Genomic DNA, 18,048 nt, shown 5'->3' with positions numbered 1-18,048 from the left:
CTCTAATGATTTAAAAATTCAAAAAAATCAAAAATTAAAATAATAATTATATTAATGATTAGAGTAAAAATAAGGGGAATGGAGAAATTATAGAGAAAGACACTGCTTTGTAAGGGGCATATTTTATCATCTTGAGCAGAGAGGAGGATGCATAGCATATTGTAAAATATAGAGATAAACAATGAAAAAGTGCTATGCAAATGAAGAGCATGAAGGGACGTTTAAGGCCAGGTGATACGGTAGCAATTGGTTTAATGCTATTTGCATTATTTTTAGGAGCAGGAAATTTAATTTTTCCGCCAGTTTTAGGTCAACAAGCAGGAGAGAATGTTTGGATTGCTACAATAGGATTCCTTGTAACGGGAGTCGGATTACCCCTACTAGCTGTAACAGCTGTCGCGTTTGTAGAGGGGGACTTGAAAGCGCTATCTTCTAGAGTCCACCCTATATTTGCGTTTATTTTCCCATTGATTAGTTATTTAGCAATTGGACCATTTTTCGCGATTCCTCGTACTGGAGCTGTTTCGTTTGAAATGGGTATGAAGCCGTTTTTATCAGAGGCAATGGTTTCAGAGTGGTACATGCTATTTCTTTTCACGATAGTTTTCTTCGGAATAACGTGGTATTTATCATTAAATCCATCTAAATTAGTGGATTGGTTCGGAAAGTTTCTTACACCATTATTAGTATTAATTGTCGCTGTTATTGTCGGAAAGGCAATTATTGATCCAATTGGAGAGCCAGCTGCGCCGTTAGCTGCTTACAAAGAAAATGCTTTCTTTGGTGGATTTATTCAAGGATATTTAACGATGGATGCAATTAGTGCGCTCGTATTCGGAATTGTCGTTGTACAAGTTATCCGCTCTAAAGGGATAAAAGAGAGTAGTCAAATTGCAAAAATAACAGTAGTATCAGGTATTATTGCTGTACTTGGTTTAACGTTAATTTATTTATCACTTGCTTATCTTGGTTCAACAAGTACATCACTTGGTATCTCAGAAAACGGTGGTCTTATTTTAACGAATGTTGTAAATGAGCTATATGGGACGAGTGGTAAAATTTTATTAGGGCTTGTTATTATACTTGCTTGTTTAACAACTTCTGTTGGGTTAACATCTGCGTGTGCGGGTTTCTTTACAAACTTATTCCCAAAACTTTCGCATAAAACGATTGTAACAATGGTATGTGTATTTAGTTTAATTGTATCTAACCTAGGTTTAACACAATTAATCGCAGTAACATTACCTGTGTTAATGATCATTTATCCAGTTGCAATCGTATTAATTGTACTTTCGTATTTCCATAAGTGGATTGGGAAGCGTAATACAATTTATATTGGAGCTATTTTAGGTGCATTGTTAATTAGTTTCTTTAACGGTTTAGAAAGTGCGAAAATTAAAATTGACGCGATTTCTAATGTACTACAAATGTTACCGTTATATAACGAAGGAATTGGATGGTTAATTCCATCATGTATTGGCGGGATTCTCGGTTTCTTCTTCTATAAATCAAATGAATCAAGTGAATTACAAAAGAAAGGTGCTTAGGCACCTTTCTTTTTTTGAAGGGGATTTTTGTATTTTGTCTAAGTAATAAGTGGGGGGGAATGATAAATGGCTAATTTTGAAGATTTTTTAAATTTGGATTTGAGAATTGGAACTGTAATACATGCAGAGGAATTTAAAGAAGCGAGAGTACCAGCGATTAAACTAGCAATAGATTTTGGAGAAATCGGGATAAAGCAGTCAAGTGCTCAAATTACGAAAAGGTATAGTCCAGAAGATTTAATCGGTCAACAAATCGTTGCTGTTGTAAACTTTCCACCAAAGCGTGTAGCTGGATTCAAATCAGAAGTACTTGTGCTTGGTGGTGTTCCTGAAGCTGATGATGTTGTGTTACTTCAGCCTAATATGGAATTGCCAAATGGAACAAAAATTAGCTAGGGTGAAGGTAGGGGCTAATATGGATATCGGACGAGAATATTTGCAATGTGCGATTTCGAACTTTAAAGCAACAAAGAAACAAGGGGAACGGGCACTTTCTCAATTATCATATGAACAAATACAATGGTCTTCTCATGAAGAAACAAATAGTATAGCGATTATTATTAAGCATCTGCACGGTAATATGCGTTCTAGATGGACGGATTTTTTAACGTCTGATGGTGAAAAAACAGATCGTAATCGAGATGGTGAATTTGAAGGATGCTATCACTCAAAAGAAGAAACCCTTATAGCTTGGCAAGAAGGATGGAAATATGTTTTTAATACGATGAATACTTTAACGCCGGAACACTTATTGAAGACGGTATACATTCGCGGTGAAGCACATACTGTCATGCAAGCAATTGAAAGGCAAATTGCTCATTATGCATTGCATATTGGTCAGATTATTTACATTGGGAAGATGTTAAAAGAAAATGAGTGGGAATGTTTAAGTATTCCGAGAGGTCAGTCTACGCGTTCTGTAGAGAAAAAACGTTCAACATAATAATAAGAAAGAAACCGATAAAAAATGGGAAAAAAGAAAGTCAGCCAAATAATAGATGGTTCTGTAATCATAAGAATACTGCCAAAAATAAGTCCATATATAATAAGAAAGAAATTGAAAAGTGTATTCACAGGGAGAAATCGTGAGATAAACACTTGCTGTCGTTTAAAACAATCACTGTGAAATAAATAAAAGCGGAAGTACCATGTGGCTGTAATAAGGTCTTTCTTTCTCACAATTCTTTTTTTGCATGTATGACAGATAAATGGTGGTTGCATTTCATTACGCTCCATTTTTTATTTTCATAATAATGTGAGACAAAAGTAGGTACAAAGTGTATGTTCCTATATACGCTCCTGCAATAAGGAAAAATGGATTCATTAAAATTCCATGAATGCTCGTCATGAAAACTAAATCTTGTATTAAAACATCGTATATATTAATGGAAATAATTATACCGAGTACATACAGTGCCAAGTACGCAGAAATATGTAGCACAATAGCGATTTTTGGTTGCTTAGCGGACAAATAAAAAATGAATGATAGAGCAATTGGTAATATTCCTATTAATAGCTTCAATTCATTTCACCTCATTAACAATATAGCCGAAATTTTAACGGTCTATTCTCTAGGGCTTGTACATAACTTGAAATAGAGAGGTGATAGTATGAATCGGGGCTTTTTTTTTATGAAGTTTACAAGTATGCGTAAGTTAGTTTTATTTGTTATTACTACAATGCTAGCGACTTTTTTTCTTATTAGTATGATGGTAACCTCTATGAAAGAGACAAAGTCAACGTATTTATATAATTGGTTAAATGAGTTATCGATGAATGGTTACATGTATGTACTTGGAAAAGAGAATCATTATTTTACACAGGAGTATCGAAATTTGAATCAAGATTTTTCAATTTCTTCTTTTCTCTTTTCTATGGCTACAAATATTCGCTTTAATGATGTACGCAGTTTCGTCGGGAAAGAGCTCCCGGGGTTTGGTAAGTACGATACAGAAATTGTTATTGCGGGTGAGGGTACAAATTATTCTAACTTACCGATAGAGTCGAGTGTTCCTCTTGAAGAAGTGGTGAAGGAACGGACTAGTGGAACTGGACAAGTACCTAAACAAGATACGAGTAAAGAGAAAAAACAGCCGTCCCAAACGACTGGGAAGAGACAAGTTGCGTTTATTTATCATACACATAGCTGGGAATCTTATTTACCTTTACTTAACTTAACGAATGACCCGAATCCGAATAAAGCAACGAGTTCTGTATCGAATATTTCTATATTAGGAGATCGTTTCCGTGAACAATTAGAAGGTGAAGGGATTGGAGCTACTAACGATAAGAGTGATGTTGGTCAAAAGTTAATAAGTAAAGGTTTAAACAGTAATAGTTCGTATAAAATGTCACGAGAAATTGTGCAGCAAGCTATGGCTGGAAATAAAGATCTTCAATACTTTTTTGATTTGCATCGTGATAGTGCCCGAAAGAATGTAACGACAAAAACAATTGGAGATAAGTCATATGCAAAGCTTGCATTTGTAGTAGGGAAAGGAAATAAAAACTATGAAAAAAACTTACAATTAGCGACAGCTTTACATGAGGCGATTAATAAGAAATATCCAGGAGTGAGTCGTGGGGTCATTCAAAAAGGGTTCCAGACAGGAAATGGAATCTATAATCAAGACCTATCAGGACAAGCAATATTAATTGAAGTTGGCGGTGTAGATAATACAGAGGAAGAATTGAATCGATCAATTGATGCACTTGCTAAAGCATTTGGTGAATATTTTTGGCAGGCAGAAAAAGTGAATGGATAAAGTGAAACGTGAATTAGCCAGGACATCTATCGATAATTATTAGCGCACTTCAATCTTGAAAAAACGTAAGTGTAATGCTTGCGTTTTTTCTTTGTAATGGTGAGACGTCACAGAATAGACATAATTTGTCGTTGTTATAGTAATATCGAAATTTGTCAATTTATAGTAGGAGATTTACAAAGGTATTTTCGGGAAAGTAGAGAAAATCTTTTTATAAGGAAAACTTTTTATTATGAAACTGGTAGGGTGATTGAAGTGATTAGGGAAATCGAAATAGAAGATGCAGCATCATTTTTGCAATTAAGTAAGCAATTAGATGAAGAAACGAAGTTTATGCTATATGAACCAGGAGAAAGGAAAACTACAGCTGAGCAACAAGAAAAAATGATCCATCGATTTATGGAAAATGAATATGCAACAATATTTGTAGCAGTTGAAGATGAGAGAATAGTAGGTTTTATATTAGTGAATGGAAATAACATTCAAAGAAAGAGGCATGTGGCAAGCATTGTAATTGGTATTTTGCAAGAGTATAGCGGGCGAGGTATTGGGACGAGATTGTTTAAAGAGGTTGAGAAGTGGGCAAAATTACATGATGTATGGCGTTTAGAATTAACAGTAATGGCCCACAATACAAGAGCTCAGGCACTATATAAAAAAGCTGGATTTGAGAAAGAAGGTGTCAAAAAAGCTGCTCTTATTATCGATGGAAAGGGCATCGATGAGTATGAAATGGCCAAATTATTAAAATAAGAGGTCGTTATATGAAAAAAAGATGGGCACTACTTGGTATTGTAGCTGCAATAATTATTATTGGAGTAGCAGGAATCAATTATAAAATGTATAAGGATAAGCAGGCGCGGGAAGTAAGTGTAAATAGCATATTTCCGAAAGCGAAAGAAACGATTGCTAATATGGATGGGGATATTGCGGTAATTAATAATCCGAATTCAATGCTTGTACTTGTAAATAAAAGTAGGCGTTTACCAGATGGGTATAGACCGCCAGATTTAGTTATTCCGAAAGTGCGCTACTCTAGTGAAGGTGATCAAGAAAAGAAAAAGATGAGAAAAGAGGCAGCGAGGGCGCTTGAGGATATGTTTCAGCAGGCTGACAACGAGCGTATTTTTCTTTTTGCAGTTTCTGGATTTAGATCTTTTGATCGACAAAAAGCATTAAATACGATGTATAAAAAACAAGACGGGGAAGCAAAAACAGCAATGTCTAGCGCGGTTCCTGGCACAAGTGAGCATCAAACTGGACTAGCTATGGATATTACGTCTCAATCTGCTAAATTTCAGTTAGAGACGGTTTTTGGGGAAACGAAAGAAGGTCAGTGGCTTTCTGAAAATGCCCATAAATTTGGTTTTGTTGTTCGATACACAAAAGCGAAAGAAACGATTACGGGTTATCGGTATGAACCATGGCACGTAAGGTATGTGGGAAATCCACAAGCTACATATTTGTATGATAATCAACTGACGCTTGAAGAAGTAACAGAGTAAATGATTGAGGGGAGAGACGTATAATGACGATGTTATATAAGAAAAAAGTACATGCATATATTACAAGAGAAAAAGAGGGGGTTATGCAATTACTTGTTTTTAAACATCGTGATATACATGAAGCTGGTATTCAAGTGCCAGGAGGAACGGTTAATGAAGGTGAAACGTTAGAAGCGGCTATATTGCGTGAAGTACAGGAAGAATCCGGATTGCGTCATTTATGCATAGAACGTTTTTTAGCAGATTACATCATACATATGAAAGAAAAACAGGAATATGAAAAACGCCACTTTTTTCATGTAACTTTACTAACAGATGTAAAGGATACTTGGGAACATATTGTAAGTGCTGGTGAGGAAGATAAAGGATTAGTATTTTGCTACGAATGGGTTGATATTGCAAAATGCCCTGAATTAACTGGGAAACAAGGTGAGTTTTTACATTTGTTAGATGAAGTATACGCACAGTAATGTAAGAGTCTGAAGCGAAGTTTAATCCGTTTCAGACTTTTTTTATTTTTCGGGAAATTAAAGGTATTTAAATAAGGATATTGAATTTCTTTAAAGGGATATTAATTTAGGATGTGTTGAGGTGAAAAATTGAAAAATTAAGGGTTATACGCTAAAAAAGTTCATATAAGGGAGAATATAAATGGAAATTCAGTTTAATCCAATCTTAAAAAAGGAATTAACAATTCAAGATATTCAAAATGAAATGGAATCTGGAAAGTTAACTTCAAAAGAGCTAGTAATGTATTATCTCTATAGAATCGCAAAGTATGATCAAGACGGACCGAAAATCAATTCAATTTTAGAAATCAATCCAGATGCTATTTTTATTGCAGAAGCGTTAGATTATGAAAGAAAGACAAAAGGCGTAAGGGGACCATTGCATGGAATACCTGTTTTGCTTAAGGATAATATTGAAACGAATGACTCCATGCATACAAGTGCAGGTACAATAGCTCTAGAACAAAATATAAGCAGTGAAGATGCATTTCTTGTTACTAAACTGCGAGAAGCAGGGGCAGTGATAATTGGAAAAACGAATATGACAGAATTAGCAAATGCAATGTCTTTTGAAATGTGGGCTGGATATAGTGCAAAAGGTGGTCAAACAATCAATCCATACGGAACGGGCAAGGATCATATGTTTGTTGGCGGATCTAGTACAGGATCTGCGATAGCAGTTGCTGCTAACTTTACAGTAGTATCTGTTGGGACAGAAACCGATGCTTCTATTTTGAGCCCCGCTGTTCAAAATTCTGTAGTAGGTATTAAACCGACTGTCGGTTTAATTAGTCGTAGAGGAATTATTCCATTTACTTATTCACAAGATACAGCTGGACCATTTGCTAGAACGGTAACAGATGCTGCTATTTTGCTAGGGAGTTTAACTGGAGTGGATGAGAAAGATGTAGTTACTCGAAAAAGTGAAAATAGGGCATATCGGGATTATACATCTTACCTTGATGCAAATGGTTTAAATGGAGCGAAGATTGGTGTGTTTAACGATGCACCAAAAGATTATTACGAAAATGGTGAGTATGATGAAATCTTGTTTAAGGAAACGATTCAAGTATTACGTAATGAAGGAGCGACAGTAGTAGAAAATATTGATATTCCTTCTTTTCATAGAGAATGGAGCTGGGGAGTTCCGCTTTATGAGCTGAAGCATAGTTTAGATAACTATCTTTCTAAATTACCTTCTACTATCCCGGTACATTCTATTTCGGAGTTAATGGAGTTTAATAAAAACATAGCAGAAAGAGCTTTAAAATATGGACAAACTAAGTTAGAGGGAAGAAAAGATTTTCCTAATATGTTACGAAATCCAGAATATTTAAATGCGAGATTAGAAGATATATATTTTTCTCAAGAACAAGGCATTGATTTTGCATTGGAAAAATATAATCTTGATGCGATACTGTTTCCTTCCTATATAGGTTCTACTATATGTGCAAAAGCGGGTTATCCGTCTATAGCAATACCAGCAGGGTATATGGAAAGCGGGAGGCCTTTTGGAATTACCATTGCAAGCACTGCCTTTAGTGAAGGGATATTAATTAAATTAGCTTATGCTTTTGAACAAGCGACAAAGCATAGAAAAATCCCCAACTTATCATGAATAGAATAAACAAAGAGGACAGGAATCCCTGTCCTCTTTGTTTTAGTGATTAAATTGAAATATCGTTCTGCTCTGTCTTATGATATTTTAATAAACTAAAAGATAAACAAGCGGAACATAAAATAAGAATAGAAGCGATGATATAAATTGTACGAACACCGAACATATCAGTAATAATGCCAATGCTAAGCATAGATAGTCCAGAGGCTGTTGAAAGAAGTGCACCATGTGCTGTATACATTTTGGATAATAAAGCAGGGGCGACACTTGATTGTAAAACAGTCGCTTGGGAAATATCTCTAATTTGATAACATGGTCCCATTAGAACACATAGAAAAAGCGCAATAAATCCGCTGCTCGTCATACCATATAAAAATGTAAGAATGCTAAATATAAGAGAGCCAATCGACATAGATCGTATTAAATTGTTTTGAATATAGGAACTCATTTTCCATGCTAATAGACCACCGATTAACGTGCCAACATAATAACTTGTATTAATATATCCCCACCATTCTTCGCCTTTATGAAGGATAGTCGTAACGTATGCCATCGTAATAGCGCCAATCCATATTGTCCCTGCGAAAGTTTCGATTAAGTCCATATATGTAACGGTACGGAGAGAAGGATTTTGAAATAGGAGTTTCCAACCTTCCAATAAAACAGTACTTTTGGAAGAGGGAGAATCTGCTATTCTTTCAGTATGTATGGAACGTAATGAAAAATGTAATGCAATGCATCCGAAAATCATTAAAATGTTATTAATCATGAGTGTAGAAGTAGCGCCAATGAGAAGAACGACAATACTCGTAAATGAATAAGCAACGGCTTGCACAATTTGTGTTGAAAAGGAAAAGATACTATTTACTTTTACTAATTTTTCTTTCGGTGTAAGGCGCGGGAGAATACCGTATAATAACGGAGCACTCCACCCACTACATAATGAAATGACAAAAATAAAAGTTAATAGAGCTATAATGTTTGTGGATAAGACCGGGAACAAAATCATTAATAATAGTAAAAAGACTGTTTTCAGCCATTGGAGCGTATATAACAGCGTATAAGATGGAAAACGATTTATTATAAGTGGTGCAGAGATGTTAGCAATTAGATTTGTGATAACTTGTAATAATGGAAAAAGAGCAGTAATAGTAGCTGATTTAGTTGCTATATAAATATGAGTTGTAATAATCATTACATATACGATGTCAGCGAGAGTAATGCATATTTTGGAACCTAAATAGTAGATTAGTGACAGGTTTCTCAATAAGATTATCACCTCTATAAAAAATAGTATTTAGTAATTAGAATAATTGTAATTTAAAAATTAAAATTTTTAAAGAATTTAATTTTTTGTCACTTTTTGAAAGGGATTTTCATGTATAATGAAGAATATATTGATATAGTATTATATTAATGATCATTGTAACAGTGAGTATGTACAATAGCTTGTAGCAAACGCCCAAGTGTAAGAAAGGGCGGATAAACCATTCTTTTCTTCATATACATATAGAAAATGAGAAAGAAAGTGAGGGTTGCATATGGCTGCTTGGGTAATTTGGTTTATAATAGCTGGTATTTTATTTATCGCAGAAATGTTGTCGATTACATTTTACATGCTTTGGCTTGGAATTGGAGCTGTTGTCGGAGGTCTTATTGCTTTGTTTGCTCCTGATGCACTACTGTTACAAGTTACTGTTGGTGCAATTGTAAGTTTAACTTTGACATTCTTTACGAAAAGAATTTCAAAAAACTTTCGAGAAGCAAAAGGTTTTACTGATACAGTAGATATGCTTGTTGGTAAAAAAGGGATTGTTATGCAAGCGATTACAAATGAAGCGAATGGTATTGTGAAAGTGGATGGAGATACTTGGACAGCTATTGCAGATTCTTCAATTGATGCTGGAGAAAAAGTCGTTGTTATAAAGAGGCATAGTACTATATTACAAGTGAAAAAGGAGAGTGAATAAATATGGTAGCATTAACGTTAACGATTATATTCGCACTAATTGTAGTTACATTTATCGCATTAACAATTAAAATTATTCCTCAGCAAAAAGTTGGGGTTGTTGAAAGATTTGGTAAGTTTCAACGTATCATGCACCCAGGGTTAAATATTTTAATACCAATTGTAGATCGTGTTCGTGTATATCATGACTTACGTATTCAACAAACGAATGTACCACCGCAAAAGGTAATTACGAAAGATAATGTTCAAGTAGAAATTGATACTATTATTTTCTATCAAATTGTTGAACCAGAACTTGCGACATATGGTATTTCAAACTATGAATATGGTGTTCGTAATATTACTTCAGCAACGATGCGTCAAATTATCGGTAAAATGGAACTGGATGAAACGTTATCTGGTCGTGAAAAAATTTCAACAGAGATCCGCTTAGCGCTTGATGAAGCAACAGAAAAATGGGGCGTACGTATTGAACGTGTCGAAGTTGTTGATATTAACCCGCCAAAAGATGTGCAAGCATCAATGGAAAAACAAATGAAGGCTGAGCGTAATAAACGTGCGATTATTTTAGAAGCTGAAGCAGCAAAACAAGATAAAGTCCTTCGTGCTGAAGGGGAAAAGCAAAGTAAAATCTTGATGGCTGAAGGGGATAAAGAAGCGCGTATTCGCGAAGCTGAAGGTATAAAAGAAGCAAAAGAATTAGAAGCGCAAGGGGAAGCAAGGGCAATTGAAGAAATCGCAAAAGCAGAACAAAATCGTATTGAATTGCTTCGTGAAGCGAATTTGGATGAGCGTATACTTGCTTACAAATCATTTGAATCATTAGCTGAAGTTGCAAAAGGACCAGCAAATAAAGTCTTTATTCCGTCTAATGCAATTGAAACACTTGGTACTCTCGGGGCAATTGGAGAAATATTTAAAGAAAAACAAGTGAAGAAACTACCTTCAAATGATACAGGAAAAGAACAATAAAAGTGAGGAAGAGAAATGGGATACCATTTCTCTTTTTTTTGCGTATATTCCGAAAAGCTTGTACATATCCATGTATAAAGAAGGTGATGCAGTGAAAAAGTATGCAACTCGAATACATGGGAAGAAACTGATTTCGTTACTCCTTTTATATGCGCTAATAGTAATTATGATAGCGTCGATTTTGACGTCATTTTTACATACAATGAAATCAAATTATGCAAATCAATGGTTTGGAAAAGTATCGATGCAAGGTTTTGTTCAAATGATAGAAAGTGAGAATCGCTATTACGGATTTGATTATTTTAAGAAGAATAAAAGAGAGTCAGTTGGAAATTTAATGTTCTCTATTGCGACAGATTTGAAAATTAAAGATTTAAGAACATTCGTCGGTAAAGAAGTACCTGGTATGTCAAAGTATTATTCTAATATTATCGTAGCTGGGGAAGGGACAAACTTGACGAATATCCCAAATGAATCTAGTGTACCGATTGAAGAAGTAACGAAAGAACGGGAAATAGCAAAAGATAAAGTTACAGAAGCGGAAAAGAATAATCCGGTTCAGAAAAAGAACGGAGCGAAAAAAGGTGAAAGTGCAGTATATATTTATCATACACATAGCTGGGAATCCTTCTTTCCATTATTACCAGGGGCAACTGATCCATCTAGCCCAGATGTAAATGTGTCTTTACTAGGGAAACGTATGAAAGAGCAACTTGAAGGACAAGGAATTCCGGTAGTTCATGATAAAACGAATATGGGTGATTTATTAGCGAGTAAAAAGTGGGTATGGTATCAGTCATATAAAGCGTCTCATGAATATGTAAAAGAAGCATTAGCACAAAATAATAAAATTGCGTTTCCGATTGATATACACCGTGACGATCAGCGTAAGAAAGTAACAACAAAAGTAATTAACGGAAAATCGTATGCAAGATTATATTTTATAATTGGGATGGAAAATGAAGGCCGTGCTGAAAATGAAAAAATTGCAAGAGCCATCAATAGTTATTTAGATGAAAACTACTACGGATTAAGTAGAGGGATTTTTCCAAAGTATAAAAAAGATGGAAATGGCGTTTATAATCAAGATTTATCGAAAAATGCGATGTTAATTGAAGTTGGTGGTGTTGATAATACGTTAGATGAATTATATAACACAATTGATGTGTTAACAGAAGCGTTTAGTAAATATTATTGGAATGATGCGGAAAAAGTGAATGGATGAGGGACGGGAGACCGTTCCTTTTTTATTTTCGAATCTTAAAAAGTGATATAATGGAATTTTATGAATGTTAAATAAAGGGAGAGAGAAACATGCAAATACTACTAATACGCCACGGAGAATCAGAAGCTGATATTTTACATGTGCATGAAGGTCGAGCTGATTTTGAGTTAACTGACAAAGGGAGACAACAAGTACAAAGACTTGTACAGAAAGTGAAAAAAGATTTTGCGCCAGATTTCATTTGGGCAAGCACATTAAAACGCGCTCGCGAAACGGGTGAAACATTAGCAGAAGCAATTGGTTGTCCAATTCAATTAGAAGAGGAATTAATGGAGTTTAATAATGGAGTGCAAGCAGGCTTATCATTTGAAGAAGCAAAGAAATATCCAGAGCCAAAGTTTCTTCATGACCGTTTTGAAAACGGAGAATCATTTATTGAGTTTCGAATAAGAATAGAAGGAATCTTTTCTAAAATTATGATAGAGAATACATATGATCGAATTGCAATTGTTGCCCATGGAGGCGTAATTAATAGTCTATTACGTGCATTTTTCAAAATGCCAATTTCAATGGACTACTATTTCAAAATGGGAGATACGGGAATAAGTTTAATTGAAATTGAGGGTGAACAAAAAACGGTGCATTTCATTAATGATACGAATCATTTGGACGGGATGTAAAGACTTATGTACAAAGTTGTATTTTTCGATGTTGACGGTACGTTATTAAGTGAGATTGATAGAAGCATGCACGAAAGTACAAAAGAAGCGATACGAAGGTTAATAGATAAAGGAATTCACGTAGTTGTTACAACTGGAAGACCGTATAGTTTATGCTCACAATTTAAGGAACTAGGTATAAATACGTTTATTTCAGCAAATGGTGCACATATAAAATGTGGGAAAGAAGTTATACATAAATCAGTACTTTCAAGCGAAATCGTTCATGATATTTCAAATTTTGCTGAATTACATGGTCACAGTGTTTCTTACTTTACAGAAGAATTTGCAATGAATAATATTGCTTCCAAAGATGAACGTGTCATGCGAGCGTTAAATGAAACTTTAAATTTAGAGCGGTATCCTGACAAAGTTAGAAACTTATCAGATGAGATGTATTGCATATGTCTGTATGCTGATGATACAGAAGCTCAAAAATTCATTGAAAGATATCCAGCACTTACGTTTGAGCGTTTTCATGGTTACGTTATAAATGTATTGGAAGATAGTAAAGTATCGAAGCTAACTGCAATTCAAAAAGTATTGGAACATTTAAACATTAGTAAATTAGAAGCCATTGCTTTTGGCGATGGTGGAAATGATATTGAGATGTTGCAGTATGTAGGATTAGGAGTTGCGATGGGAAATGGTGGAGAGGAGTTGAAGAGAAGGGCTGATTTCGTTACAACGAAGGCGAGTGAAGGCGGAATTTCTTATGCCTTAAAGAAGTTGCGAATTATTTAAAACTAATAGTTAGTCAGTGTGAAAAATCCTGTTTTAATAATGGCTTTTGTTAATATGTATACTGTTTTAGGGAATTATTTGAGCTCTCCTACTTACAATTTAACTGCAGAACAAATCCTTTATTTTCGCTTAGCAGGGCTGTTTGGTATGTTGCTGTCACCACTTGCAGGTCTTTTAACAAAGAGGTTTGAAGTAAGGAAAGTTCTTCAAGGAGGATTGTTGATTGTTATTTTTAGTCTAAGTTCAATGGGCTTTGTTTCGGATCTATCTCTACTTGTAATGATGAGTGTCTGTTTTGTAATAGGTATTGCTATATCCGTTCCGTCTTTAGTTTCTCTTGGAGGTCAATTAGGAGGGAAAGCAAGGGGAATATACTTTTATTTTATTTTTAGGTACTAGTATAGGACCTATCATTTCTATTTATCTTATGAAAATAGGAGGTTATGCTCAAACATTTATTTTATTAGGAATGATACTTTTTATTGGTTTTGTAGCTAATTAATGAATGAGTGGAAAATCACTCAAATAAAGGAATGCGAGGATCTTTCATATGCTCGCATAATAAAATATGAATTTGTCCACGATGATGATAAAAGTGTGCAACGATTTCAAGTAACCATTCAAAGCGCGAATAAGAAATCCCCCAATAGGCAGTCATAACTTTTGCTAATTCTATTTGGGAGTAGGAAAGAAATGTTTTAGAGAGAAGGTTGTATCCTTCAATCATCGTTTGTTGCATGTGAGCAACTGTTACGGGTGTATGTTCTATATAAAAGGTATGTAATTTTTTTTCTGAAATACCATTTAAAATGAGTAAATCAGCATGACAAATAAGAGAAAGATGTGCACACATTTCAAATAATGATCGTTTTGAGTGAATCGGTTGTATTTTTAAATCGTTTTCACTATATTGGTTAAGCATATAAATAGAAGTATCAATAGCAACTTTTAGTTGATGCAATGCAGATTGAACAAACATTGTAATTCTCCTCGTCTCCGTATATAATAGTTTCTTGAGGATATTATATCATACTCAAAATTCCGAAAATTCTAGTAGTTTGACTAGCATAATGAAAAGTATTATATTGTAAAAGGTCATATGAAACGTGAAATAGAATGGAATGCAATTATTGAGTTAGGAGTTAGACCAATGAGTTTGAAATATGGAAGAGATACAATTGTAGAAATTGACTTAAATGCTGTAAAACATAATGTAAAAGAATTTAAAAAACATGTAAATGATGAAGAAATTAAGATGATGGCTGCTGTAAAAGCGAATGGGTATGGCCATGGGGCAGTTGAAGTTGCCAAAGCTGCAATTGAAGCGGGAATACATCAACTTGCAGTTGCATTTGTAGATGAAGCAATAGAATTAAGAGAAGCAGGAATTACTGTACCAATTTTAATTTTAGGATACACACCAGTAGCGGCTGTAGAAGATGTAATTCAATATGACGTTATGATGACTGTTTATAGAGTAGAAGATTTACATGGTATAAATGAAATTGCAAACCGTCTTCAAAAGAAAGTACAAATTCAAGTGAAAATTGATACAGGAATGAGTCGTATCGGTTTACAAGAAGAAGAAGTTAAACCATTTTTAGAAGAATTAAACCGTATGGAGTATGTAGAGGTAGTAGGGATGTTTACGCATTACTCTACGGCAGATGAAATCGATAAATCATATACGAATATGCAAACAAGTTTATTTGAAAAAGCTGTTAATACAGCGAAAGAATTAGGAATTCAAATACCATATATTCATAGTTCAAATAGTGCGGGATCAATGGAATTAAGTAACACATTTCAAAATATGGTACGCGTTGGAATAGGAGTGTACGGTATGTATCCATCAAAAGAAGTGGATCATTCAGTCGTTTCTTTACAGCCTGCGTTGTCGTTAAAATCAAAAGTAGCTCATATTAAACATGCGAAGAAGAATCGTGGTGTAAGTTATGGGAATACGTATGTAACAACTGGTGAAGAATGGATTGCGACTGTACCAATTGGTTATGCTGATGGTTATAATCGTCAATTATCTAATAAAGGCTATGCGTTAATTAACGGGGTTCGAGTACCTGTTATTGGCCGTGTTTGTATGGATCAGTTAATGTTGGATGTTTCAAAAGCGATGCCAGTACAAGTAGGAGACGAAGTAGTATTCTACGGTAAACAAGGTGAAGAAAATATCGCAGTAGAAGAAATAGCGGATATGTTAGGTACAATAAACTATGAAGTTACATGTATGCTAGATAGAAGAATTCCGCGTGTCTATAAAGAAAATGACGAAACAACTGCAGTTGTAAATATATTAAGAAAAAACTGAATCATTTCGATTCAGTTTTTTTATTTTTTTATTCATATCAAATGCGAATATACCCTCGTTATGTAATACGGAGTAAACTTTGTGAAACACACTTTTTAGTTCAACTAAATTAAACTATCACCGGCAGAGATGACCAGTCCCGCAACAAAGATCTAATATACGAGAGTAGGGAAGAGCATCTTGTAAAACGAGGCTGGATGGGAGTATTCAACAAAATGTCCCCAATGTTTATTATAGATGTCTGCTAAAATATCATAATTAGAATAAATTGTTTTGTTAACATATGTATTCACCTAAAAATTCATTAAATTATAATAGTCATGCCTCGTTTTAATTTCAAAACCACATTGTGTATATAGTTTTAAAGCGTGGATATTTTTCGTTTCGACGTCTAATTCAATTGTTGAAACTCCTTCTGTAATAAGGGTATGTACTATATTACAAAGAATATCTTTTCCGTATCCTTTACCTTGATAAGAAGGATGAACGGCGAATCCTGATAGTGTAGTAGATTGCTCTTGTTTAGAAACTGTAATTGTTCCTATCACTTTTCCAGCAATAAGGGCACTGTAAACTTGATGGGAAGATGAATTCATCATTTTTTGTAACCATGTAGTCGTATTTTCTACTGAATCACCAAAAGCTTTACTAGAAATTTTAATAAGATCAAGAAGTGATTCTGAAGGTGCAAGAGTAAGCTGTATATTATTATCTGTTGTTTTTTGAATTTCGTTTGTTTTGCACTCCATACTATATTCACTATATAAATATGGTAACTTCATATGTTTTACAAATTCATTCCCAGAAATAGAATCCCCATTAATAATAAGAAGAGCTTCATCTGTCTCTCTATTTTGTATTTCTTTCATTGCAGTTTGTAAAAGGATAGTTCCGAAACGTTGTTTTCTAAAATGAGGATGTACAAAGCCTATTAGTTCAAGCTTTGTTGGTCTTTCGAAATCATACATATTTAAAGCGCCAATTAATTGAGTACCGTTATAAAGAAGAAAATCGTTTATATAATCTTCATTTCGATTTTTTAAAAAGTTGATATGTAAATCTGAAGAGTAATCAAGATTGTCTTGTTGCCCACAAATATAAGCCAAATCCTTCATTTGCTGTATTTCACTTTCTGTTACAGAACGCTTTTTCTGAATATCCATTGTATATTCCCTCTCATTCGTATTTAAAAATAGGATGGGTGACTTAACCATTTTTTTAATTCCACATTACCTTGCACAGATAACAGTCGGTATAAATAACGATAAGGCTGTCTATATTCTTCTAAGTGAGGAATAGACATAATTGTTTCGTAACCACTTTTAAAGGCATGTGCTTCTTTTTCGGTAAGTACATATTCTAGTCCGATAAAATCAAGTTCTCGCGGAGCAACAGCGTAAGCTTCACTATCTACTAAACCCGTAATAGTTGTACCGTCAGATAAAAATTGAGTAGGATCCATATCAATTAAGACGAGTGTAGATTCCTTTGGTACGGACAGGGAAGAAAGTTGTGATTCAAAGGTAGGGAATGCATTTTTTATGCTTTCATCATCGGAATAAAACATATTCACAAGCTCTTTACTCACGTTTAAAATATGTGATTGGAATTCATCTAGTGGAACTTGGAACGTGCCTGACGGATTTCCTATGAAATCGGCTTTAAATTTATGTATTTCTGCAAGTCCTTTTCCTAGGCTGAATAAAATAGAATCTGGTTGCTCGATAAAAGATTGAACTGTGTTACCTACTAACTTTTCGACCACCACAAATTCACGGCTATTTAAAACATGTTTTTCTAATATTGTTGGGATAGGAAGATTCGTATGTTCTTGCAGCAATGTATGTACAGTTTCTAAATGATGGACGTTCCTTGGATCAATTCCAAATAGATTTTTACATCCCCACCAAAAATCATTATTTGGTTCTTCATTCATTTTAGAAGCACGAACGATAACTTCTGTATCTTCTGTTTGAACGAGAAAAACATCACTTGCATGATCTTCATAACCTGGGTGCAAGGCTTGAACGGATAGAATAGGTGAATTGAATAGTTGTTGTAACATGAAAAGACTCCTTTTTCTGTAAATTCCATAAATTCATTATATAACAGATGATGTGTTATGAGGATAAAGATAAAAAGATAGACA

The 18,048-nt window shown here is 34.3% G+C and carries 21 protein-coding genes and 1 pseudogene; 15 read left to right on the top strand and 7 right to left on the bottom strand.

Translation table 11 applies throughout. The features are described from left to right. Nucleotides 1–209: 209 nt before the first annotated feature. From brnQ4 to ACQGSG_RS19240, 3 genes are all read left to right on the top strand, one after another. The gene (gene brnQ4 / locus ACQGSG_RS19250) at nt 210–1,547 is read left to right on the top strand and encodes a branched-chain amino acid transport system II carrier protein BrnQ4 (protein ID WP_011110049.1); all 1,338 of its coding nucleotides are present in this window, start codon (nt 210–212) and stop codon (nt 1,545–1,547) included. 66 nt (nt 1,548–1,613) lie between these two features. Continuing rightward, nucleotides 1,614–1,943: a chaperone CsaA gene (gene csaA / locus ACQGSG_RS19245; protein WP_001263015.1), complete on the top strand. Its 330-nt coding sequence runs from the start codon at nt 1,614–1,616 to the stop codon at nt 1,941–1,943. Then, the gene (locus ACQGSG_RS19240; RefSeq protein ID WP_000435829.1) at nt 1,924–2,490 is read left to right on the top strand and encodes a DUF1572 domain-containing protein; all 567 of its coding nucleotides are present in this window, start codon (nt 1,924–1,926) and stop codon (nt 2,488–2,490) included. Before csaA ends, ACQGSG_RS19240 begins: the two co-directional genes overlap by 20 nt. On the opposite strand, the gene ACQGSG_RS19235 is transcribed toward ACQGSG_RS19240, so the two are convergent. Beyond that, nucleotides 2,451–2,768: a hypothetical protein gene (locus ACQGSG_RS19235; protein WP_002098535.1), complete on the bottom strand. Its 318-nt coding sequence runs from the start codon at nt 2,766–2,768 to the stop codon at nt 2,451–2,453. The two genes, ACQGSG_RS19240 and ACQGSG_RS19235, sit on opposite strands and share 40 nt — an antisense overlap. A gap of 4 nt (nt 2,769–2,772) precedes the next feature. Further along, on the bottom strand, nt 2,773–3,069 hold the full coding sequence (locus ACQGSG_RS19230; RefSeq protein ID WP_098604780.1) for a hypothetical protein: 297 nt from the start codon (nt 3,067–3,069) through the stop codon (nt 2,773–2,775). 88 nt (nt 3,070–3,157) lie between these two features. On the opposite strand from ACQGSG_RS19230, the gene spoIIP (ACQGSG_RS19225) reads away from it, so the two are divergent. The 5 genes from spoIIP (ACQGSG_RS19225) to ACQGSG_RS19205 all read left to right on the top strand — a co-directional run bounded on the left by spoIIP (ACQGSG_RS19225) (nt 3,158) and on the right by ACQGSG_RS19205 (nt 7,944). Continuing rightward, nucleotides 3,158–4,312 carry a stage II sporulation protein P gene (gene spoIIP / locus ACQGSG_RS19225; protein WP_001079280.1) on the top strand — a complete coding sequence of 385 codons (1,155 nt, stop codon included), beginning with the start codon at nt 3,158–3,160 and terminating at the stop codon, nt 4,310–4,312. A gap of 255 nt (nt 4,313–4,567) precedes the next feature. After that, nucleotides 4,568–5,065, top strand: coding sequence for a GNAT family N-acetyltransferase (locus ACQGSG_RS19220; RefSeq protein WP_000617574.1), 498 nt, complete (start codon nt 4,568–4,570; stop codon nt 5,063–5,065). Nucleotides 5,066–5,076: 11 nt separating this feature from the next. Beyond that, entirely contained in the window at nt 5,077–5,817 is a 741-nt protein-coding gene (locus ACQGSG_RS19215) for a M15 family metallopeptidase (protein WP_000747647.1), read from the top strand. A 23-nt stretch (nt 5,818–5,840) separates the two neighbouring features. Next, the gene (locus ACQGSG_RS19210) at nt 5,841–6,287 is read left to right on the top strand and encodes an NUDIX hydrolase (RefSeq protein ID WP_065704307.1); all 447 of its coding nucleotides are present in this window, start codon (nt 5,841–5,843) and stop codon (nt 6,285–6,287) included. Between the two features lie 181 nt (nt 6,288–6,468). Beyond that, nucleotides 6,469–7,944, top strand: a complete 1,476-nt coding sequence (locus ACQGSG_RS19205) for an amidase family protein (RefSeq protein ID WP_065704305.1) — start codon at nt 6,469–6,471, stop codon at nt 7,942–7,944. Between the two features lie 49 nt (nt 7,945–7,993). On the opposite strand, the gene ACQGSG_RS19200 is transcribed toward ACQGSG_RS19205, so the two are convergent. Further along, on the bottom strand, nt 7,994–9,211 hold the full coding sequence (locus tag ACQGSG_RS19200; protein ID WP_426947831.1) for an MFS transporter: 1,218 nt from the start codon (nt 9,209–9,211) through the stop codon (nt 7,994–7,996). 274 nt (nt 9,212–9,485) lie between these two features. On the opposite strand from ACQGSG_RS19200, the gene ACQGSG_RS19195 reads away from it, so the two are divergent. The 6 genes from ACQGSG_RS19195 to ACQGSG_RS19170 all read left to right on the top strand — a co-directional run bounded on the left by ACQGSG_RS19195 (nt 9,486) and on the right by ACQGSG_RS19170 (nt 13,972). Further along, nucleotides 9,486–9,914 carry an NfeD family protein gene (locus tag ACQGSG_RS19195; protein WP_000741974.1) on the top strand — a complete coding sequence of 143 codons (429 nt, stop codon included), beginning with the start codon at nt 9,486–9,488 and terminating at the stop codon, nt 9,912–9,914. A gap of 2 nt (nt 9,915–9,916) precedes the next feature. Beyond that, nucleotides 9,917–10,885 (top strand): SPFH domain-containing protein, encoded by a 969-nt coding sequence (locus tag ACQGSG_RS19190; RefSeq protein WP_000226253.1) that lies wholly within the window; start codon nt 9,917–9,919, stop codon nt 10,883–10,885. Further along, nucleotides 10,863–12,110, top strand: coding sequence for a stage II sporulation protein P (spoIIP, locus tag ACQGSG_RS19185; protein ID WP_000613903.1), 1,248 nt, complete (start codon nt 10,863–10,865; stop codon nt 12,108–12,110). The genes ACQGSG_RS19190 and spoIIP (ACQGSG_RS19185) overlap by 23 nt, the downstream gene beginning before the upstream one ends. Before the next feature lie 89 nt (nt 12,111–12,199). Next, entirely contained in the window at nt 12,200–12,790 is a 591-nt protein-coding gene (locus ACQGSG_RS19180) for a histidine phosphatase family protein (RefSeq protein WP_325842645.1), read from the top strand. A gap of 6 nt (nt 12,791–12,796) precedes the next feature. Further along, nucleotides 12,797–13,573 carry a Cof-type HAD-IIB family hydrolase gene (locus ACQGSG_RS19175; protein ID WP_000278964.1) on the top strand — a complete coding sequence of 259 codons (777 nt, stop codon included), beginning with the start codon at nt 12,797–12,799 and terminating at the stop codon, nt 13,571–13,573. Between the two features lie 39 nt (nt 13,574–13,612). Beyond that, nucleotides 13,613–13,972 carry a hypothetical protein gene (locus ACQGSG_RS19170; protein ID WP_003284084.1) on the top strand — a complete coding sequence of 120 codons (360 nt, stop codon included), beginning with the start codon at nt 13,613–13,615 and terminating at the stop codon, nt 13,970–13,972. Nucleotides 13,973–14,090: 118 nt separating this feature from the next. On the opposite strand, the gene ACQGSG_RS19165 is transcribed toward ACQGSG_RS19170, so the two are convergent. After that, nucleotides 14,091–14,552 carry a DinB family protein gene (locus ACQGSG_RS19165; protein WP_065704302.1) on the bottom strand — a complete coding sequence of 154 codons (462 nt, stop codon included), beginning with the start codon at nt 14,550–14,552 and terminating at the stop codon, nt 14,091–14,093. Between the two features lie 171 nt (nt 14,553–14,723). Here ACQGSG_RS19165 and alr point away from each other — a divergent pair, with 171 nt between their 5' ends. Continuing rightward, entirely contained in the window at nt 14,724–15,899 is a 1,176-nt protein-coding gene (gene alr, locus ACQGSG_RS19160; RefSeq protein ID WP_021727885.1) for an alanine racemase, read from the top strand. Nucleotides 15,900–16,019: 120 nt separating this feature from the next. Here the strand turns inward: alr and ACQGSG_RS19155 are convergent. The 3 genes and pseudogenes from ACQGSG_RS19155 to ACQGSG_RS19145 form a co-directional block, all read right to left on the bottom strand. Continuing rightward, a pseudogene (locus tag ACQGSG_RS19155) lies at nt 16,020–16,192 on the bottom strand (class I SAM-dependent methyltransferase); the annotation flags it as partial. Then, nucleotides 16,193–17,062: a GNAT family N-acetyltransferase gene (locus ACQGSG_RS19150; protein WP_000354419.1), complete on the bottom strand. Its 870-nt coding sequence runs from the start codon at nt 17,060–17,062 to the stop codon at nt 16,193–16,195. A 23-nt stretch (nt 17,063–17,085) separates the two neighbouring features. Further along, on the bottom strand, nt 17,086–17,964 hold the full coding sequence (locus ACQGSG_RS19145) for a nitrate reductase (protein WP_000941374.1): 879 nt from the start codon (nt 17,962–17,964) through the stop codon (nt 17,086–17,088). Nucleotides 17,965–18,048: the final 84 nt, after the last annotated feature.

It is taken from the genome of Bacillus sp. GMa5/1 (assembly GCF_050172015.1).
Lineage (GTDB): Bacteria > Bacillota > Bacilli > Bacillales > Bacillaceae_G > Bacillus_A > Bacillus_A cereus.
Note: the sequence above shows the minus strand (reverse complement) of the source record. Positions and strands in the feature narration are given on the sequence as shown.